General features: G+C 55.6%; 20 protein-coding genes and 1 pseudogene. 8 read left to right on the forward strand and 13 right to left on the reverse strand.

Annotated features, from left to right (window positions below; translation table 11 throughout):
- Nucleotides 1-250: 250 nt before the first annotated feature.
- A complete protein-coding gene (locus AC2FIZ_RS19785) occupies nt 251-1,135 on the reverse strand; it encodes a LysR family transcriptional regulator (RefSeq protein ID WP_496791522.1) in 885 nt (294 codons plus the stop codon).
- A 67-nt stretch (nt 1,136-1,202) separates the two neighbouring features.
- Between AC2FIZ_RS19785 and AC2FIZ_RS19790 the strand changes: the two genes are divergently transcribed.
- The 6 genes from AC2FIZ_RS19790 (at nt 1,203) to AC2FIZ_RS19815 (ending at nt 4,199) form a co-directional block, all read left to right on the forward strand.
- The gene (locus AC2FIZ_RS19790; protein ID WP_496791523.1) at nt 1,203-1,556 is read left to right on the forward strand and encodes a DUF2218 domain-containing protein; all 354 of its coding nucleotides are present in this window, start codon (nt 1,203-1,205) and stop codon (nt 1,554-1,556) included.
- Between the two features lie 13 nt (nt 1,557-1,569).
- Nucleotides 1,570-2,040 carry an ester cyclase gene (locus AC2FIZ_RS19795; protein WP_496791525.1) on the forward strand — a complete coding sequence of 157 codons (471 nt, stop codon included), beginning with the start codon at nt 1,570-1,572 and terminating at the stop codon, nt 2,038-2,040.
- Between the two features lie 66 nt (nt 2,041-2,106).
- Nucleotides 2,107-2,598, forward strand: a complete 492-nt coding sequence (locus AC2FIZ_RS19800; RefSeq protein ID WP_496791526.1) for a nuclear transport factor 2 family protein — start codon at nt 2,107-2,109, stop codon at nt 2,596-2,598.
- A 111-nt stretch (nt 2,599-2,709) separates the two neighbouring features.
- Nucleotides 2,710-3,165, forward strand: a complete 456-nt coding sequence (locus AC2FIZ_RS19805; protein WP_496791527.1) for a luciferase domain-containing protein — start codon at nt 2,710-2,712, stop codon at nt 3,163-3,165.
- A 183-nt stretch (nt 3,166-3,348) separates the two neighbouring features.
- On the forward strand, nt 3,349-3,891 hold the full coding sequence (locus AC2FIZ_RS19810; RefSeq protein WP_496791528.1) for a protein-methionine-sulfoxide reductase heme-binding subunit MsrQ: 543 nt from the start codon (nt 3,349-3,351) through the stop codon (nt 3,889-3,891).
- Nucleotides 3,892-3,905: 14 nt separating this feature from the next.
- Nucleotides 3,906-4,199 carry a PepSY domain-containing protein gene (locus AC2FIZ_RS19815; RefSeq protein WP_496791530.1) on the forward strand — a complete coding sequence of 98 codons (294 nt, stop codon included), beginning with the start codon at nt 3,906-3,908 and terminating at the stop codon, nt 4,197-4,199.
- A 234-nt stretch (nt 4,200-4,433) separates the two neighbouring features.
- Here AC2FIZ_RS19815 and AC2FIZ_RS19820 read toward each other — a convergent pair whose 3' ends face one another.
- Genes AC2FIZ_RS19820 through panB form a run of 4 tightly spaced genes read right to left on the reverse strand, consistent with a single transcriptional unit; the run spans nt 4,434 to nt 8,402 of the window.
- Nucleotides 4,434-5,291, reverse strand: coding sequence for an HpcH/HpaI aldolase/citrate lyase family protein (locus AC2FIZ_RS19820; RefSeq protein WP_496791531.1), 858 nt, complete (start codon nt 5,289-5,291; stop codon nt 4,434-4,436).
- On the reverse strand, nt 5,291-6,421 hold the full coding sequence (locus AC2FIZ_RS19825) for a dimethylsulfoniopropionate demethylase (RefSeq protein WP_496791532.1): 1,131 nt from the start codon (nt 6,419-6,421) through the stop codon (nt 5,291-5,293). Before AC2FIZ_RS19825 ends, AC2FIZ_RS19820 begins: the two co-directional genes overlap by 1 nt.
- 33 nt (nt 6,422-6,454) lie before the next feature.
- Nucleotides 6,455-7,540: a Rieske 2Fe-2S domain-containing protein gene (locus AC2FIZ_RS19830; protein ID WP_496791533.1), complete on the reverse strand. Its 1,086-nt coding sequence runs from the start codon at nt 7,538-7,540 to the stop codon at nt 6,455-6,457.
- 1 nt (nt 7,541) lies between these two features.
- The gene (gene panB, locus AC2FIZ_RS19835; RefSeq protein WP_299986050.1) at nt 7,542-8,402 is read right to left on the reverse strand and encodes a 3-methyl-2-oxobutanoate hydroxymethyltransferase; all 861 of its coding nucleotides are present in this window, start codon (nt 8,400-8,402) and stop codon (nt 7,542-7,544) included.
- A gap of 117 nt (nt 8,403-8,519) precedes the next feature.
- Here panB and AC2FIZ_RS19840 point away from each other — a divergent pair, with 117 nt between their 5' ends.
- The gene (locus tag AC2FIZ_RS19840; RefSeq protein WP_299986052.1) at nt 8,520-9,008 is read left to right on the forward strand and encodes a MarR family winged helix-turn-helix transcriptional regulator; all 489 of its coding nucleotides are present in this window, start codon (nt 8,520-8,522) and stop codon (nt 9,006-9,008) included.
- Nucleotides 9,009-9,101: 93 nt separating this feature from the next.
- On the opposite strand, the pseudogene AC2FIZ_RS19845 reads toward AC2FIZ_RS19840, so the two are convergent.
- The 4 genes and pseudogenes from AC2FIZ_RS19845 to AC2FIZ_RS19860 all read right to left on the reverse strand — a co-directional run.
- Nucleotides 9,102-9,392: pseudogene (locus AC2FIZ_RS19845) on the reverse strand (transposase); the annotation flags it as partial.
- A 79-nt stretch (nt 9,393-9,471) separates the two neighbouring features.
- A complete protein-coding gene (tcuB, locus tag AC2FIZ_RS19850; protein WP_496791535.1) occupies nt 9,472-10,536 on the reverse strand; it encodes a tricarballylate utilization 4Fe-4S protein TcuB in 1,065 nt (354 codons plus the stop codon).
- Nucleotides 10,526-11,920: an FAD-dependent tricarballylate dehydrogenase TcuA gene (tcuA, locus tag AC2FIZ_RS19855; RefSeq protein ID WP_496791536.1), complete on the reverse strand. Its 1,395-nt coding sequence runs from the start codon at nt 11,918-11,920 to the stop codon at nt 10,526-10,528. The genes tcuB and tcuA overlap by 11 nt, the downstream gene beginning before the upstream one ends.
- Nucleotides 11,921-11,931: 11 nt before the next feature.
- Nucleotides 11,932-12,612, reverse strand: a complete 681-nt coding sequence (locus AC2FIZ_RS19860) for a GntR family transcriptional regulator (RefSeq protein ID WP_496791537.1) — start codon at nt 12,610-12,612, stop codon at nt 11,932-11,934.
- A 122-nt stretch (nt 12,613-12,734) separates the two neighbouring features.
- Here AC2FIZ_RS19860 and AC2FIZ_RS19865 point away from each other — a divergent pair, with 122 nt between their 5' ends.
- On the forward strand, nt 12,735-13,754 hold the full coding sequence (locus tag AC2FIZ_RS19865) for an AbrB family transcriptional regulator (protein WP_496791538.1): 1,020 nt from the start codon (nt 12,735-12,737) through the stop codon (nt 13,752-13,754).
- Here the strand turns inward: AC2FIZ_RS19865 and AC2FIZ_RS19870 are convergent.
- From AC2FIZ_RS19870 to AC2FIZ_RS19885, 4 genes are read right to left on the reverse strand one after another with little or no spacing between them, the layout of a single operon-like run.
- The gene (locus AC2FIZ_RS19870; RefSeq protein ID WP_496791539.1) at nt 13,723-14,703 is read right to left on the reverse strand and encodes a D-2-hydroxyacid dehydrogenase family protein; all 981 of its coding nucleotides are present in this window, start codon (nt 14,701-14,703) and stop codon (nt 13,723-13,725) included. The genes AC2FIZ_RS19865 and AC2FIZ_RS19870 overlap by 32 nt on opposite strands.
- Nucleotides 14,700-14,936, reverse strand: coding sequence for a hypothetical protein (locus tag AC2FIZ_RS19875; protein ID WP_058283467.1), 237 nt, complete (start codon nt 14,934-14,936; stop codon nt 14,700-14,702). The genes AC2FIZ_RS19870 and AC2FIZ_RS19875 overlap by 4 nt, the downstream gene beginning before the upstream one ends.
- 52 nt (nt 14,937-14,988) lie before the next feature.
- A complete protein-coding gene (locus AC2FIZ_RS19880; RefSeq protein ID WP_496791541.1) occupies nt 14,989-16,077 on the reverse strand; it encodes a 4-oxalomesaconate tautomerase in 1,089 nt (362 codons plus the stop codon).
- 43 nt (nt 16,078-16,120) lie between these two features.
- Entirely contained in the window at nt 16,121-18,151 is a 2,031-nt protein-coding gene (locus AC2FIZ_RS19885) for a tripartite tricarboxylate transporter permease (protein WP_496791542.1), read from the reverse strand.
- Nucleotides 18,152-18,203: the final 52 nt, after the last annotated feature.

Consider the following 18,203-nt stretch of genomic DNA (forward strand, 5'->3'; position numbering starts at 1 on the left):
GTCTGGCTGGTTTTGCCAAATTGTTTGAGTCCGATTGTTAAACATTGGGAAATGCGGGGGTAGCGGAAGACTTTCAGGCGCGACATGTGGCTCGGAATAAACATGGCACCGACATAGCTTGCTCAATCCGGGCGAAAGCTCGGCAGTACCTTCGTCGCCAATGCCTGGATCGAGCTGCTGGTTCCAAATGACGCAGGTCACCGAAGTATTGACTACCTTCCTGAGCGGGTTGACCGGCCAAGCACAATGCTCAACTCTGATGGTTCTCCGCCAGAAAACGTACAAAGTGCACAGTCAGGTTCTCGCGCCGCGATTGATCTGGCCACACCGCGTAAATTCCGAGTGGTCGGAGTTTCCAATCGGGCAGAAGGTCTACGAAGCTCCCCGATCTGAGGCCGCGTTCCGCCAGATAGTGAGGCAACACAGTAATACCAAGGTTCTGTTGTGTAAGGTGGTGCAATGCATCCACGTTATCCACTCGAATCTGGGATTTGCCTGCCACCCTCGCGATCTTTTCGTTCCGCGAAATAAACTTAATGGTATCAGATCGCTGGGCATAGTTGATCCAGTCCCAGTCCTCCAAATCATCGGGATGTTTTGGTTTTGGCCGACACGCTGCATATTCGGCGCCAGAGACAAGTGTTCGCCCGATTTCACCAAGTTTTCGAGACATCATCGAGCTGTCGTCGAGCCATCCCACTCGGATATTCAGGTCAAATCCGTCATCGATGAGATCTACGGGGCGATCGGTAAATGACAGCGACAACGCTACATGCGGATGCGTTCTTGCGAACTCACCCATTGCCGTCAAAAGCGCTGACGACGACATAAAAGCAGGCACGGAGACCCGTAGCGCTCCGACAGGTTCCACTGACAACGCGTTCAACTCGTTCAAGCCGGTTTCAGCACTCCGGATCATTTCCACCGCACGGCCATAGAACACACGCCCTTCATTGGTCAGCGCGATCTTTCGGGTTGTGCGATAGAGCAAGGTGATGCCGAGAAAGTTCTCTAGGTCTGTCACCGTTTCGCTGATCCGTGACGGTGCCAGGCCAATGCTTTTTGCGGCGCCACGAAACGATCCTTCGTCGACCACGCGCGCGAAAATCGCCATATGTCTGAGATGATCGATCATTGTTCTGCTTTGCGGAATTATATTGTCGGCAATCAGTCAATTTTCAAAACAATGCAGCGGAAATACTTTGGGTGCAAGCCTTACGGAGCCAACCGATGCAACTGCACGCGACATTTTCAACCCAACGAGGCGGGCGATATCTGACAGCCTTTGTCATCACTTCGGTCGCAAGGTCGAAGCATGGTGCGATGCGGATACCGTTTGGGTGAAATTCCCATTTGGTCGGTGTGATCTCAAACAGGACGCGTCGGGTCTGCGCTTGGTGATGAGTGCGACGTCTCAGGCGGATCTGGATCGGGTGGTTCAGGTCGTAACCAGCTATCTCGAACGTTTCGCCTTCCGCGAACACCCGGAATTGGAATGGAACCACCCGGCGGAAACACCGCAGAGTGCCATGAGTGAACCCACCCCTCATCATTGATCTGGAGCATCACATGACGATCAAAAACCTGGCGCTTTCATTTGCATTTGTTTCAGTTGCAGGCGGAGCATGGGCGGACGACACCGCGACCGTGCAAAACTTCTACGACCTGTTGAGTAACCCTGCGTCGCAAGATCACGTGGCGGCCTTTGAAGCTTCAATCTCTGACGATTGGGAAAGCATCGGCGACTATTCGGGGTCCAACAAATCCAGCGACGCCTTTCTTGGCCAAATCGGTGGTTTCGGAAAGCTCATTCCGGACCTCGAATGGTCGGTGCAAGCCATGCACCAGGCCGGTGATTTCGTCATCGTCCGCAGCCGAGCCACCGGCACACCCGTTGGTCTGATGTTCGGTGTCGACGGTGAGGGCCGGAGCTTCGACATCATGACCATCGATATCCACGAACTGGACGACGGCAAGATCGTCCGCTCTTACCACGTCGAAGACTGGGCGGGTGCGCTGCAACAGCTCGCCGGTCGCTAATCCGACAATCCAGACAGCTTGGCCCCTGAAAAATGCCGGGCTGGAGGTTATGAAAGGAAACCGAAAATGGAACGAAGAATTGCGCTGAAGGCCCTGGGCCTTTCGGCTTTGGCGGCTGCCCTGGGTACTCAGGTGTCGGCGGCTGATGGAAGTGAAGACACGCAGGCAAGTCTTGAGACAGTCATGGCGTTCATGGGCGCTATGGGCAGCGGCGACATGGAGAGCATGGCCAATCTGATGGCTGACGACATGGTCTGGCATAACGAAGGCGACACCACATTACCCTGGGTGGGTGGCGCCGAAGGCAAAGAGGCAATTTTTGAGTTCCTCGGTGTATTCTCGTCCAACTTTGAAACCACGATGTGGGAGAATACCGATGTTTTCGCGTCTGGCGACACGGTTGCGGTCTTCGGTAAGATGAACGGGAAAACGACAAAGTCCGGCAAGGATATTGGCGAATTTACGTTCGCACTGCGCGCCAAGGTTCGCGACGGTCAGGTGGTTTTGTGGCATTGGTTTGAAGACAGTTTCGCGGTCAGCCAAGCCTATCATGGCTAACGCCTGCCAAAGGGAGATAGAAACATGAAGGTAGATCGCCTGCTTTGTATAGCTTCCCTTGTATGCGCTTTTGGGGCGTCCCACGCACTTGCTGACCTTACAAACCTGCCAATGCGTGAGACACCCATCCCTCTTACAACGGATGGTGTGCCGCATATTCAGATCGGGGTAGAGCCGGTGCCGGGAATTTCAGAAGCGCTTCTGAAAAGAGTTTCTGGTTTGCCGGGCGTTCAGATCAAGCCAACGATTGTATCCCTGCCCGGAGCCTTGGGTTTCTGGATCAACGAAGGTCAGGCGCTGGCACGACCGGAGGTCATTGTAGGCGGGCGTGAATTTGGCCACATACACCCTGACGGCAGCTTGCATGCGTCGCTTTCGCCAGCGCTCGCGAAAGTAGCAACTGAAAAAGGTTGGGCTGTCAGCCATCCTTGGGCAGATCAAAGACCCGGCTGGGGCGGTTTCGTCATGATCTTCACGCCAATGAACACGGCGGAATTGGATGTCGTCTTCGACTTGGTCGAAGCATCTTATGGCTTTGTGACAGGCTTGGGTTCTTCGGCAAACTGAGTTGATCATCAGTCTTTTCATTCTGAAAAGAAAACCATAGCCGCGCGAATTTTCGACGGAACTTTGCCGCTGACGCGTTCAACGAAGAATGCGTGCGCTCAAACCATGAGGCTCTCAGTGCTTAGGCAGATACTAAACTCTCGTTGTCTTGTGTGGGGTCTCATTGCGCTGCCATCGTTTCCGATGGTTCTTGCCCTGGTCTCCGGTCAACCTGGGAGTGAAGGTGAGCCTGTTGCCGAGATGCTATTGCATCCGACGGGTGAATTCTCCGCCCGGTTCCTGATCATCACAATGATGCTCACTCCGATGCGCATGCTCTTTCCGGCCTCCGGGTTCTGGAAGTGGATGATGAAGCGACGCCGATATTTTGGTGTAGGGGCCTTTGCCTATGCGGCGTTTCATACTGTTCTCTACCTGTTTGACATGGGTAGCTTACAGGCGGTCCTCGGAGAAGCACTGGCACTGGGAATTTGGACCGGTTGGCTCGCATTCTTCGTTTTTGTGCCACTTGCTCTGACTTCCAACGACTGGTCAGTCCGTACATTGGGCCCGGCTTGGAAGTCGCTTCAGCGCTGGGTCTATGCGGCGGCAGTCGCAACGCTGATGCATTGGATATTCGTCCACAACAACCTTGGACCTGCTCTTGTACACTTCGTGCCTTTGGCGGGACTCGAAGCGTTCAGGATCTGGAAAAATCTCAACCGCAAACGCACTCGCACCGCCTAACGAAAGGACAACAAATGAAAACGTGGATTTTGGTGATTTCGATTGCATTGCCGACAATGACCCAAGCAACTGGCATGTATCAATGCGAGAACGTCGCAGCCGAGGATTGGCTTACGGAAGAGCAACTGACCGAGAAGATCACCGCGGAAGGTTGGACGGTGAACCGGATGAAGCAGGATGGCGGATGCTGGGAGGTTTATGGGAGCATGCCAGATGGCAAGCGTGTAGAAGCTTACTTCCATCCTTCCTCCGGCGAAGTGCGTCTCATCAATCAGAGAGGCACAATTCTCTACCGGGCGGAAGACTGAAGTCGTTTGCCCGAACTTGGCGATCCGTGCAACCGAGGACCGCGTTTTATCGCGAGCGGGCAAAATCTTAGTTCCGTTGCCGCTCGATTTGGGCGCGCCAGAAAAACATTATCTGGTTCCAGTGAGTTTCTAGGTTCCGCCACTATTACAAGCTGTTCAAATGTTTGCTTCGGACCGCCAACGGTCTCTTCGAGCCCAACTTGATCGAATTTAGTATAGTACACCAATGTTCGCTTACGCTTCCAAACGATCAGCTATTGCAACGATGCGGAGCATTTCACGCAGTACCGGTTTCTCAATCAGTTTGCCGTCAATCACAACAAGTCCGGTGTCGGCTTTCTCAAACTCGGAGATAACGCGGCGCGCAGTGGAAATCTGTGCATCCGTCGGCGTGAAGATCTCATTCAGCTTCGCAATTTGTTTGGGATGCACGGATCCTTTTCCTGCGAAGCCCAGTTCACGTACCAGTTCGGCCTCCTTGCGCATTCCATCCGGATCATCGAGGTCGAGAAATGGAACGTCGATCACATCGAGGCCGGCGGCAGCCGAGGCGTGAACGACCCGAGATCGGGCGTAAATCAGGGACTGGAAGTTGTTTTGGCATCTAAGCTCGGCAGCCATGTCAACGCCCCCAAAAAACATCGCGTCGATCCGATCTGAACTTCGGGCAATCTCAAACGCCGCCTCTAACCCTTCATTTGTTTCGATGATGACGTGCAGCCGAGTGGTGTGGCCCGCTTCGCTTAAAAGCTGGTCCAGAATAACGACCTCGTCAGGGGTCCTGACTTTTGGCATCATCAGGGCTGGTGGCGGAGTATTAGTAGAAAGGATCGCGTTCACATCCTCGATTCCGAACCGTTCGCGCATTGAATTGATCCGTACAATACGATCGACACCGTCGTCGGCTTGCGGCGTTTCGAAAAGAGCCAGTGCTTTTTTTCGCGCTTCAGCTTTGTCCTTTGGCGCTATCCCGTCCTCCAACTCGACACAGACGATATCAGCACCGCTTGCCAGGGCCTTCGGAAACATGTCTGGGCGCAGACCCGGTGTAAAAATGAAACTCCGACGCGGGCGGGCAATACGTGCGGCCATCAGAACCTCCCCCAGAACTTCTCTTTGACCGTCGCTTCGCGCAAACCATCGGACGTAAGTATCTCGAGAGCAGTGCCCGGACTCCAATGACTACGATCAATCAAACCGATTGCCGCGTTACAGTCGAAGCTATATGCGCGGCATGAGGACGAGATCCGTCCGACAGGACGGCCGTCTGCGATAACACTCCAGAATTCACCCTGAGGCGGCAGCCCATCACCGGCAATCTCGATAGGGCGTAGCTGCCGATCCGGCTCGCGCTTTTCGCGTAGGGCCGCCCATCCAAGGCAACCTATGTCGCGCTCTGTCTCGCACAGACTTCCCAGACCAGCCTCAAATGGCGTCATGTCGAAAGTGATATCTGCTAGGAATGACAGCATTCCCGACTCGATACGCTCGGATTGGTGCGGCGCACTTGCCCGCACGTCCAGATCGCGACCAGCTTCCATAAGCTGGTTCCAGACCACATCACCATCCTCGTTGCCTTCGAAATAAAGTTCAAAGCCACCTTGTGTGGAAAAACCTGACCGAGCGAGGATCATTTGCGTGCCGTTCACGTCCACGCGCATGTGGCGGAAGAACCTAAGATCGCGGATTTTGCCACCCCATACACGCGCGGCCAATTCGTCAGCCTTCGGACCTTGAATTGCCAATGGCGAGACCGCCGGTTCGAAAACCTCTACTTTGAGGTTCAACGCGGCGGCTATTCCCTTGTAGTAGAGCATTAGATCGCTGTTGGAAATTGAGACCCAAAACCGGTCCTCGTCCAGACGCAGCAGAACTGGATCGTTAGTCATATGACCTTTCCCATCGACGGTGGGAATGTAGAAACACCTATCATGTGTCATCTGGCTGATGTCTCGTGGTGTCGACATCTGAACGAGTTTCGCGGCGTCCGGACCGACCAGCTCGATTTGCCGTTCACAACCCACATCCCACAGCTGCACAGCCGATTTCAGGTGGTAGTACTGTTGCTCCGCCTCACCAAAGGTCGAAGGGATCAATGTGTGATTGTAAACCATATAACCATTGGGATTATGGGCATCGCTGCTGGCCCAGAAAGCCGAGCGCCGCTCACGCACAGTCAGCGGCATCTGCGATGTTGTTTTGGTGGCTACCGTGTTGAGCATGTTTACTTTACTCCTAAGACAACATTTAACGTGTCAGAGAGGTCGGCCTTCGGCCTTGAGTTTCTTATTCAAAATCTGGCGGACAAAGATGCCAGCGCCATCAGCGCCCAATGTGACTTCAAGAAAATCGAGCCTGCGCGGATCCTTGCTGATCTGTTTTTGCATGATTTCCAGCAGATGTCTGTCCTCGTCGAAAGCGGCAACGATGCTGGCCTTGGTCTTTTCAACCACATCATCAGTTATTGACGGTACGTCAAAGGCCGCGCCCCAAAAGTAGTGCGTTTTGCCTCTGACTGAAGGGGTCACAATATGGCAGCCCCGCATAACGAAATCAGCGCGTGCGTCGGGTTCTGGCATTGGATCATGCACAACCCAGTCCGAAAAAGAGATAGACAACGACGGCATCCGCCCCTTCTGCGTGCGCTTGACTGGCTTGTCTTCGGGCAAGCCCATACCAGCACAGAAAAGCGGTGAGAGCGGCGCAAGGTCAAAGTCCTGCTCGTAGCAGACAGTGTCGCCTTCCATGTAATGATCCGGTGGGGTGACCCAGTCATTCTGCTTGAACGTGTTCTTGTGCAGGAAAGCTATATGCGTCAGATCCATCACGTTCTCGCGTATCAGCACCCAGTTGGCCGCGACTTCATAGTAACCGTCAAGGAACGACCAATTCGGATCGACTTGATAGTCCACCTCAGGCGGATCGCAGTCGATGCTGTCCTGATCGCCCATCCATATCCATATGAAAGCACCTGCTTCGCGCACAGCAAACGAGGGAATCTCGGCCCGCTTGGGCTTCATGTGCTGGGTCGGTGCTTTAGTGCAAAGCCCCTCCGTATTGAATTCCATGCCGTGGTAAGGGCAGACGATTTTGTCACCATCGACGTGACCTTCTGACAAAGGGGCCCACCGGTGGGGGCAACGGTCATACAGAGCGGCGGGTGTACCGTCTTCAAGCCTGTAGAGAACTACTGGCGTCTCTAATATCCACCGCGCTAGCGGTTTGCTCGTCACCTCGCGACTATGTGCAGCGACCCACCACATGTTGCGAGGATAGTTGTCCTGAAGCATCCCGTTGGGGATACGCTGACCGTTCCGGGTGATGGGTTCGTTTCCGTCCATGTCATCCTCCTGTGGCGCACAGCGCTGCAAAGCGCTCGATTTCTTCGGGTTTCATTTGGTAGCTGTGATCGGCGTCAGGAAAGTTTCCGGACCGAACGTCTTCGGCGCAATCAGCGAAGGCCGCAGTGGCGATCTCAGCAAGGTTTGCATAACGTTTTGCGAATTTTGGTTTGAATGTGTCAAAGGCACCAAGCAGATCGTAGCCATTCAATAACTGGCAGGTGCCAGCCGATCCTGATCCGATTGAAAAAGTGAAGATTGACACCGCTTCGTCTACGGCTTTTCCGACTTCATAAGGCATTGCCTCAATCTCAAGACCAATGGCTCCTGCCGCTTCAATGGCGCGCGCGTCTTCCAGGATCTCCATCGCGGCCTCTGCCGTCCGCCCCTGTATTTTGAAACCGCCAAACAAATGCACTTTGTGCGGCAAAAGTCCTACATGGCTCATCACCGGGACGCCCGCATCCGCGACAGCGCTTATGATATGCGCACCCTCGCGGCCCAGTTGCAGCTTAAGCGCATCAGCCCCGCTTTCTTTCATCATCCGCACAGCATTCTTCACGGCTATGTCCGGCGTCGCGTAAGACCCGTAGGGCATCGACACTATGTTCATAGTGTTCGGCGCACCCCGCCGTACGGCTTGCGTATGCATTATCATCTGGTCGACCGTTATCGCGAGCGTATTCTCGTGCCCGTGAAGCGTCATACCCAGACTGTCACCCACCCCTACAATGTCTACACCCGCGCGTTCTGCCCAAGAAGCTGTTAGCGCTTCGCCAACGGCCACCATGACCAGACGTTCGCCAGCCGCTTTCTTTGCAGCGAGGTCAGGAATGGTCAGCCGATTGCGCGCTCCAGACATATCGCCGTCTCCTTCGGTATCAGGTTTCACACATGCCGATGTTGTTCCACGTGGAACAACTTGCAATGAGCCAACGATTCTGGCAAGCCCGGAGATGTCGGGAAAGGGAAAGCACGCGTGACGCACGAAAAGCAGGGCAAACCAGCCGAGGATTTTATCTCGCTTTTTGAAACGATTGGCTTTCCTGAAGCTTACCGCATCACTTATTTGGCCGGTTCAATCGCTGGTCCAGCCTATGATGCGATCAAGAGCGACTTTGGAATCATTCGCGCTGAGTTCGTTCTACTCGCCTGTCTGGCGCACTTCGATGAAATGAAGGCGCAAGACATCGCCGACATATCGCGCAGACCGCGCAACACAGTGTCCCGGGCTGTTCACCGGATGGTGGCGGAAGGATATATAGAACGTTCACCCGATGCAGAGGATGGACGGCAGGCCCTGCTCAGGATCACACCTGCCGGACGAGCCCTACAAGACAAGGCCGCGCAATACCTCAAGACAAGACAAGACAGAGTTTTGGCGGCGCTCAGTGCTGATGACCGCAAAGCTTTTTCGGACATACTTCTCAAACTGGCAGTCAATGCCACGAAGCTGGACGATGAATAGCGGCTGGAAGGGACCCTGACGTGTTGATGAAGATCGGATTGACTTGAAAGCGCAGCTCGAAATCGGGCTTTCATACAGTTTTGTCGCAAACTTTTGGAAGGCATCCGGCACAGCTCCACTTTGGTTCAAGGCTTCCAGGATCTGTTCCCAGAGCCCCGCGAGAGTCCATCGGCGGAACTGTCGGTAGACACTCGACCACTTCCCAAACTCCTCAGACAGGTCTCGCCATGAGGCACCTGTACGTGCAATCCAGAAAACACCATCAAGAACAAGGCGATGGTTGGTAAGTTCGCGCCCGCTCGGGGAACTGACCAAAAAACTGAACCGTTCAAAGAACGCCCACTCCTCGTCCGACATTAGGTTTCGTGCCAAGCTGGTCTCCATCGCAGATACCAGCTTGATTCATGCCCGCCGAACGATGTTAATCCCTTTTGTCAACTAGACCTAGTGCCCCATGTGCACCTCAATTCCTGTGACGTTGCTCATCCCGCACCAACGCAGCCATCCGATAGAAACCGTGAGCCATTTTTGTGTAGGGCGTAAGGAGGAAGAGCGCCAGGACCGATCCAAGATGTATAGCAAGCAGCGCAGGCATCAGGACCGATGAACCGAGAGCGTAGAGAACAAGCCCGCTTAACGCCACAAACCCAAGCAGTAAGATGAATCCGAAGTCTCCGCCCCAAGCTGATGCGTCGCCGAGGTTGCGGTCTGATTTCTGCTTCAGCAAGACCATCGCGCAGCAACCAACGGTGAGCAAAACGCCCCCTGTGACGCCAAACAGCTTTGGCAATGACCAGAACCCGTAAGGTGCGTGCATGTCGAACCCGTAATGCATGATCGTAGCCACCGAGGTCGAAGCAAAACACAGCAGAAACCCGTACATGATCGCATGATGCACGTGGCGTCGGGCCTGGCTGAAGCGATCTTCGTCCTCGAAATTGCAACCCTCCACATGGCCCGCAGCCAGGTCCTGCATCCTGGCTGCTCGGGTTAGCGCGGCTTTCAGGTCGCGGAGTTGGATAGGTTTGCCTCCAACTACATACCAGTAGCGCCGAAGGCTGATGCCGATGCTGAACAGTGGCAGCAAGAAAGCCGGAGCAAAGATCGCTACCATCGCGTTGTGAGAGAGCACTGCGTAGAAGCCTTCACCCCCAGCCGAGCCGATCATACGAATTGCCCAAAACAAAAGCGCGAAGCCAACGACCAGAGCCAGAGCGATAGCTCCACCATGAGTATGGAAGCGGCGCGCTAGGGGTTGCGGCCAGGCGAAGCTTTCCCAACTGTCACGTCGGACCTCGGCCAGTGCCTTGGGCAGGTTCAGGTCGAACTCATGCGGGGCAGTGTATTGGCAGGCATAGTAACATCCTCGGCAGTTGTGACACAGATTGGCCAATTGCGTGATATCGCCATCCGAGAATGCGCGTTCGGCATGTAGCGACGGAAAGACCGAGCAATAGCCTTCGCAATACCTGCAGGCATTGCAGATCTCGGCCTGACGGCGGGCTTCCTGAATCAGGTCAGTTTGCATAAGAAGCGGCCTCTCGTCCTGCAATGCGTCCGAAAACGGTTCCGATGGTCATGCCGAACCCGGCCAGATACCCCTGCCCCAAAATTGACCCGGCCATAGTTTCTCCTGCCGCCCAAAGGTTCTGTATCTTGCCGTTTGTCGTCGAGCATTGCGCGGTTTCATCTACCTTCAGGCCCAGATAGGTGAAGGTCACACCGGTGCGCAGCGAATAGCCGTAGAAAGGAGGCTCAGTAATAGGGCGAGCCCAGTTGGTCTTGGGCGGCGTCAGACCAGAGGTCGTTACGCCATCCAATTCGGTCGAATGAAACCTGCTGGTATCCCCGCACGCAGCATTGAACTCGGCGACGGTCGCCGTCAGCTTGTCGGCTGGTAGGTCCATCATCCCGCCCAGTTCTTCCAACGTGTCCGCCTTAAGCGGTGGAAACACGGATGGCATAAACAGGTTCAGCGACTTTGCGTCGATGATGACGTACCCCACCTGATCCGGTTGCGCAGCCACAAGTCGACCCCAGATCGCATAGCGCTTCGGCCAGACGTCTTCGCCCTCGTCATAGAATCGTTCGGCGTCCTTGTTGACGACAATTGAGAATGGAACGCAGTCCAGACGGGTGACGATACCGCCGTCAAACTTCGGCGCGCGCCCGTCGATGGCAACGGCGTGGCACTGGGTCGGATCGCCAACGCTCTCGACGCCTTGATCCAGAAGGTCGGCCAGCACTACACCTCGATTGTAAGGCGTACCGCGGATCAGGAAGTTCTTTGCAGGTTCGCCCCAAGCACGGGTGAGCCAATCAGTGTCGGCCTGAAACCCGCCTGATGCGACAATCACGGCTTTGGGAGTGATACGATGTTCTTGACCTTCAAAGGTGAAATCGACCCATTCGATCTGATCACCATTCAGCTCCAAATGCGTGACTGCGGCTTCGTACCGGACGTCGACCCCCAACCCGGCGGCTGTCCGATAGTAGGCATTCACCAGAGATTTGCCGCCCCCCATGAAAAACGCATTAGTCCGGGCAAGGGACAACGTACCGGAAAGAGACGGTTGGAAGCGAACCCCGTGCTCTTCCATCCACGGCAAGCAATCTTCCGAGGTTCGGATCGCCAAACGCGCCAGATGTTCGTCAGTCTTGCCGCCTGTGACTTTCAACAGGTCGGAAAGGTATTCATCCTCGCTGTATTCCTCGATCAAGGGCCCCAGAGGGCCGGTGTGCATACAGCGAAAGTTGCGCGTGTGGCGAGAGTTTCCCCCGCGATACGGTTTGGGCGCGGTTTCCAGAATCAGGACCCTCGCGCCTGCTTCGGCCGCGGTCATTGCCGCACATAGGGCCGCGTTTCCCCCACCGATCACCGCGATATCATAAGCTTCCGTTTGGGTGGCCATGTCCCGTATTCCTACTGGCTTTGATCGCTTGTGCGGTCTCGTTCCTGCAGCGCGCGGATGCGCATTCGTTGGGCTGCCTGGATATGCGCGCGCATTTCGGTTTCTGCTGCGGCCCCGTCGCGCGATTTCAGGGCGGCCATGATGTGCCGATGCTCGGCCACCGCAGTTTCTGTCCGATCACTGTCCAACAATTGCGATGGCCCGAGGATCAGCAGTGCCTTTTGCAGAGACAGCATGGACTTTGCCAGAAACCGGTTCTTGGCCGCATCCAACAAAGTGGCGTGAAAAATCCGGTTTATCCGGGCTGCGTCCAGACCTGTGCCAGCCTCGGCCAGCCGATCATTCAGAACCTCCAACTCATCAAGCTCAACATCTGATGCTGCCCGTGCTGCCAATCGGGCGGCTGTGCCTTCAAGCACGGCGCGCATCTCGTAAAGCTCCATTACTTCGGCATAATCGAGGCTGCGAACCGTTGCGCCCAGCCTTGGCACATGGGTAACCAGCCCGTCCGCCTCAAGCTGCCGGATCGCTTCGCGGATCGGCGTCCGGCTGACGCCCAACCGTTCGGACAATTCAATTTCCCTCAGGCGGTCGCCAGGAAGAAGGGTTCCTTCGCGAACCTCGTCCAGAAGGCGCTGATAGGTGGAATTGCCTTGTGGGCCGGGCTGTCTTGGATCGTCCTGGATGGTCATAGCACTCACGCTTGCAATCTGAGTCCAGATGTATACACTTGGATACAAAGCGAGTCAATGACCCCGGAAACCAAGTTTTGCCCAGCTCGGAAAACCAACCAGCTATGCTGATGAAAAGGTCAATGACACTTGGCCTTGCGACGCTTGGAACGCTAATCTTCTGGGCGTTAAATCTGCCGTTGCCGTTTCTGTTTGGCCCCATGACAGCATGTCTGATTGCAGCTCTTGCCCATGCGCCGATGGCAGGGTTCGGCCAGATCTCGGTCGCGGCCAGAACCATTCTGGGCGTCGCGGTTGGCGCATCGATCACACCCAGCCTATTTGCCGACCTGCCGAAAATGGCAGCGTCAATCATGCTGATCCCTTTTTTCATCTTCTTAATCGCATTGGTCGGCGTGCCGTTCTTCCGCAAGGTCTGGGGGTTCGACGACAAGACAGCGTTTTACGCCGCCATGCCGGGTGGCCTTCAAGACATGATCATATTTGGCACTGAGGCCGGTGCTGATCCGAGAACACTGTCGCTGATCCACGGAACGCGCGTGTTGATCATCGTGACGCTAGCACCACTGTTTCTGACGATTTTCTACGATGCCGAACTCACCAAACCTATTGGCCAGCCCGCCAGTGAACTACCGGTTAACGAGCTTCTGCTCATGGTGGTAGCAGCCTTTGTTGGCTGGAAGGGCGGCGAAAGAATTGGCCTGTTCGGAGCGTCCATCCTTGGGCCGATGATCCTGACGGCTGCATTGTCTCTGGGGGATTTCATCCATGCCCGACCGCCCCGCGAAGCCATTCTAGCGGCGCAGTACTTCATCGGATGCGGGATAGGTGTAAATTTCGTTGGTGTGACATGGGCTGAGCTTCGTCGGGTTGTTGCTGCTGGCGTTGCCTACGTTGTTATACTCGCCATTCTGGCTGCCGGTTTCACGGCAGTTTTGACTACACTCAGCTTGGGTCAACCGCTCGAGGCGTTTCTTGCGTTTGCGCCTGGAGGTCAGGCTGAGATGACCGTTCTTGCCATAGTCTCTGGCGCTGATCTGGGGTTTGTAATCACCCACCACCTGACACGGATCGTACTGGTGATCATCGGCGCACCGATCGCGGCCGGTCTTATTTTGCGTTGGTCCAAACCTCGGGATTGATCATGTGGATCGGAGCGCCATCGGCATAGGCGTTTACCTGATCGAAGATGTCGGCAAATTGCAAGTCGAACTCGTCCTCGGTCACAAAACCGATATGCGGCGTCGCGATCAGGTTGGGATGCGCCAGCAACGGATCGGTTGGGTCGGTCAACGGCTCCGTATCGAACACATCGATTGCGGCTTTGCCGGGGCGACCGACACTAAGCGCCTCGAGCAATGCACCCGAAGCAAGAAGCCCGGCCCGCGAAGTATTCACGAACATCGCTCCGGGCTGCATCTGTGCAAAATCCGATGCGGTGATGATCCCACGCGTGTCCGGTTTCAGGCGCACATGGACCGACACCACATCACTATCAGCAAAAAACGCCTCCCGGCTCGGCGCGACCGTAGCTCCGTCGGCCTGTGCACGTGACCGGCCATTCTCAGATGACCACCAGACAACATTCATCCCGAACGCCTGAGCGTAGCCTGCAACGGCACGAGCAATGCGGCCATAGCCATAAAGCCCCAATTGGCGACCACGTAGCGTCTTGCCCACTCCGGCCTGCCAGTGCCCTGCCTTGACCGATGTCATCTGCGAAGGCAGATCACGCATTCCGGCCATGATCAGTGCCCATGTGAGTTCGGCCGCGGCATAAGACGGCGTGCCGCCGTGCATGTTCGAACATAAAAGTACATTGTGATCAGAACATGCCTGCACATCGACGTGGGGATATACGCTGCGCTGACTGATCAGCCGCAGGTTAGGCAGCTTCTCAAGTAACGCTCGGGTAATATTGGTGCGTTCCCGGAACAAAACCACAGCATTGGCATCCTGTAACCGCGATGCCAACACGCCGATGTCTTCGACGTGATCTGTCCAAACCGTCACGTCATGATCTGCAAGCTTTGCAAAACAAGGCAGGCCGCGTAGCGTGTTAAACCAGTCATCCAGAACGTGGATTTTCATCGACTTTCAATACCTTGCCCGGTTTCCAGTTTTCTAGGTGTTGGAACAAAATTCGGTGCCTCAAGCGCCGCGAGCGCATTGCAGACACGTTGGCTCTGATCCAGCAAATGATTGAATTGCTCATCGCAGCCAGCGATTGGCGTCGGATAATTCGCCATATCCAGACGCAATGCAGCCTGCGCCAATTTAAGTTCCTGCCGGGCAATATCGAGGCATTCAGAGTAGTCGTTCATCGTGACATCTCCTCTTATGTATACCGTAGTATACTATTTAGCTTATGCCTGTTCAACTCCCATCCCACACAGATTGCGGTACATAGATTTTGCCATCTACCAGCTTGCGCACCGTTCGCACCAATCCCGCCGCATTGAGAGTGAAACCATCTTCGCTGGAGAAATCCACAAGAACATCGATTTTACCCGAAGCGTGCTCAAGAACGACTTCGGCAGGCCCAGATGCGGCTCGTTCCAATAACCCATCTGCAACAGTTCCCGGCGTCAACGCACAGGAGGCCATGCATTGTGCCCCTGTTACCGCCATCGTCGGGTGTGTATTCCACGGCATGAAATACCTGACTGCAAGTGTGCCCCCGTCCCGAGCAGGGGCAAGTATGCCGAATTTTGGGGTCACGGACTGGGATACATCGCCCATTCCCATCAACAACCCCGCTTCAATCCGAACGGCCTCCATCCGGTCAAAGAACGCGCGATTGCTGTCCAGTTCCTCTGCACTTTCGTATCCGGTAAGACCAAAATCAGAGGCGCGCGCAATGGCCATCGGCATCGCGACGTCCATGCAGGTTAGCTCGATACCCTGCACTGTGTCGCGCAGATGACTAGTGGGCAGGAATGCGCCGGTGGATGAACCCACAACGCCCATGAAACTTAGGTGCACTGGTGCGGCACGCCCCGGCACGCCGGCAATCTCCACATCACCCTGATAGGTCAGCTCACCGCCAGGTGTCGGCACCTTAGCCACCACCTGCGCTCCGGTGTTGACAGCGCGAATGCGGATTTCGGTTTCATCGCCCCGCGGCTCGACCAAACCCATTTCGATTGCTGCAGGGCCGACGCCCGACAGGATGTTCCCGCAGGTGGGTTTGAAATCGACCAGCTTTTCCTCAACCGAAACCTGGGCGAAGAAGTAATCGATATCTGCCCAGTTTTCGTCACTAGCCGACAGCATCGCGACCTTAGTCGTGACCGCCGCGCCGCCGCCTATCCCGTCAATATTCAACGGGTGTCCAGCGCCAACCGCAGCGATCAGAACCTCTGCCAGAGTCTCCCGATCCTCCGGCAGGTCAGAGCGTCGGAAGTAGGGTCCGCGAGATGTGCCACCCCGCATGAAAATGAACGGAATTCCGGTCTGGGTCATGTCGCGCCCCTTCGGGTATCGCGCACGCCTGCGACGGCGGGACTCATTTCAGCGGCCATGGCAGGTCAACCATGTCCTGCAACAAACCCGGCGGAAAATCGCGGTTCAACGCGCCTGCCATGACACACATGAAACCGATGCCACAGGCTGTCAGGATCAGCGTCATCTGCCAGCTGGACCCGGCCCGAACGCGCAGGAACGCAATCAGGAACCCGATCAGCGCGAGGATAAAACCCACAACCCAGGTTGCCGCGATCAGGCTTGCGAACCATGCGAGTGTGGACCACAAGCCGTGAGGCGCGCTGGCGTCCTCACCGGCAACTTCCTTGTCGGCAAAGATCGCATCGCCCTCGGGCCGGCGCATCATCTGGATCAGCAGAACGACACAGCAAAATAACGATACATACCCAATCACCAGAGGGATGATCTTGTCGGTCATATTGTAGTCCGGGATCATGTTGGCGTTGATCAAAGCAACGGCCAGATAAGCCATGATCGCCAGCAGGAAGACCAGCGGCGCGCGTTTGCTGCCGGATTGAACCTCTCCCTCGGCCATGATCATCTTGGCCTGACGGATGCCCAGAATGATTGAGACAATCGTGACTACGATCAGAATTATCACAATGGGGCTGAAAACATATTCCATACCCTCGCCAAAGCTTTTGCGGAAACGGAACGAAGCAATCTGGAATGCCTGGTTGGTAAACTTTTCAACCGGGTTCGACAGCACGAAGCCAATTAGAAACGCCGGGCGCGACCAGTCGAAGCGGCGCAGAAAGATGCCGATCAGGCCGATCACGAACAGGGCCAACAGATCTTCGAAATTCTGACCCGACTGGAACGCCGCAAAGCTGATCAGCATGAACAGGAACGGTGCCAGGTAGGTAAATCGGATTGTGGTCAGCTTAGCGATACCGCCTGAAGCCGCGATACACAGAATGGTGCCTACAACATTGGCCAGAGCCAGCAACCAGACGATCGAATACGTGATATCCAGATTGTCTTGCAACATGCTGGGGCCAACCTCGATATCACCTGAACCCAGCAAAGCTACGGCTCCGATGAAGATCGCCATCGACCCGGATCCGGGGATGCCAAACAGTAGCGTCGGCACCAGACCGCCGCCCTCTTTTGCATTGTTCGAGCTTTCCGGCCCGATCACACCACGCACTTCACCTTTGCCGAAGTTGCTCTTGTCTTTGGTTGTCTGCACGGAATGGCCGTAGGCGATCCAGTCAACAACCGAGCCCCCAAGTCCGGGAATAACACCTACGATCACACCGATGATTGAGCATCGAACCGAAAGCCAGATATTGGCGAACCAGTCCTTGACGCCATCCAGCCATCCGGCCCCCAACGAAGCTCCCTTGGCAATCGACCGATCCTGACGGAGCAGGGAAACGATTTCAGGGACGGCAAAAATGCCCAAGCCGACAATGACCAGCTTCAGGCCATCGGTCAGATAGGGAATGTCATAGGTGGCCATACGCAGCGAGCCACCCGCGTCCGCCTCGCCGATGGTACCAACCATCAGACCGAGCCCAGCGGCGGCAACGCCTTTCAACGGGATGCGCCCCGCCAAAATAGCCACCATCGAAAGGCCAAGGATGGTGATCATTAGCATCTCGGGAAGGCCGAAGGCCAGAACGATTGGCCGTGCGATCAGAATGAACATGGTCAGGAATGTTGCACCGACCAAACCCCCGAACAGGGATGAGGCAAAGGCAGCAGACAACGCCCGCGCGGCCTCTCCCTTTTTTGCCATCGGGAAGCCGTCAAGCACAGTTGCCTGCGAGGCCGAACTGCCTGGTATCCCCATCAGGACAGAAGCAAACGTGTCAGAGGTCGGCACGACGGCGACCATTCCGATCATCAGCGCCAGACCCAGGATCGGGTCCATGCCGAACATGAAAGGCAGCAAAAGCGACAGGCCGGCGATACCGCCCAGCCCGGGAAATACTCCCACGGCCAGTCCCATGACAACGCCGAGCACAAGATAGCCCAGAACGATAGGTTGCAGGATCAGAGCCCACGCATCACCAAGCGCAGGAAGGGCTGTGGCGAAAACCTCCATAGCGGCCGCCTTTCATTCAATTTTTTTTAAAATTCAGATGGCGCCGCCCTCG

The sequence above is a fragment of the Ruegeria sp. CDSB022 genome (assembly GCF_059611145.1).

Bases quoted from the DNA above. Each gene is read 5' to 3' on its own strand.
- AC2FIZ_RS19870 (WP_496791539.1), bottom strand. From the start codon at position 14,703: ATGAAAATCCACGTTCTGGATGACTGGTTTAACACGCTACGCGGCCTG.
- AC2FIZ_RS19830 (WP_496791533.1), bottom strand. From the start codon at position 7,540: ATGGACGGAAACGAACCCATCACCCGGAACGGTCAGCGTATCCCCAAC.
- AC2FIZ_RS19815 (WP_496791530.1), top strand. From the start codon at position 3,906: ATGAAAACGTGGATTTTGGTGATTTCGATTGCATTGCCGACAATGACC.
- AC2FIZ_RS19880 (WP_496791541.1), bottom strand. From the start codon at position 16,077: ATGACCCAGACCGGAATTCCGTTCATTTTCATGCGGGGTGGCACATCT.
- AC2FIZ_RS19875 (WP_058283467.1), bottom strand. From the start codon at position 14,936: ATGAACGACTACTCTGAATGCCTCGATATTGCCCGGCAGGAACTTAAA.
- AC2FIZ_RS19805 (WP_496791527.1), top strand. From the start codon at position 2,710: ATGCGTGAGACACCCATCCCTCTTACAACGGATGGTGTGCCGCATATT.
- AC2FIZ_RS19820 (WP_496791531.1), bottom strand. From the start codon at position 5,291: ATGGCCGCACGTATTGCCCGCCCGCGTCGGAGTTTCATTTTTACACCG.
- panB (WP_299986050.1), bottom strand. From the start codon at position 8,402: ATGTCTGGAGCGCGCAATCGGCTGACCATTCCTGACCTCGCTGCAAAG.
- AC2FIZ_RS19795 (WP_496791525.1), top strand. From the start codon at position 1,570: ATGACGATCAAAAACCTGGCGCTTTCATTTGCATTTGTTTCAGTTGCA.
- AC2FIZ_RS19785 (WP_496791522.1), bottom strand. From the start codon at position 1,135: ATGATCGATCATCTCAGACATATGGCGATTTTCGCGCGCGTGGTCGAC.
- AC2FIZ_RS19800 (WP_496791526.1), top strand. From the start codon at position 2,107: ATGGAACGAAGAATTGCGCTGAAGGCCCTGGGCCTTTCGGCTTTGGCG.
- AC2FIZ_RS19810 (WP_496791528.1), top strand. From the start codon at position 3,349: ATGGTTCTTGCCCTGGTCTCCGGTCAACCTGGGAGTGAAGGTGAGCCT.
- tcuA (WP_496791536.1), bottom strand. From the start codon at position 11,920: ATGGCCACCCAAACGGAAGCTTATGATATCGCGGTGATCGGTGGGGGA.
- AC2FIZ_RS19825 (WP_496791532.1), bottom strand. From the start codon at position 6,421: ATGCTCAACACGGTAGCCACCAAAACAACATCGCAGATGCCGCTGACT.
- AC2FIZ_RS19860 (WP_496791537.1), bottom strand. From the start codon at position 12,612: ATGACCATCCAGGACGATCCAAGACAGCCCGGCCCACAAGGCAATTCC.
- AC2FIZ_RS19865 (WP_496791538.1), top strand. From the start codon at position 12,735: ATGACACTTGGCCTTGCGACGCTTGGAACGCTAATCTTCTGGGCGTTA.
- AC2FIZ_RS19885 (WP_496791542.1), bottom strand. From the start codon at position 18,151: ATGGAGGTTTTCGCCACAGCCCTTCCTGCGCTTGGTGATGCGTGGGCT.
- tcuB (WP_496791535.1), bottom strand. From the start codon at position 10,536: ATGCAAACTGACCTGATTCAGGAAGCCCGCCGTCAGGCCGAGATCTGC.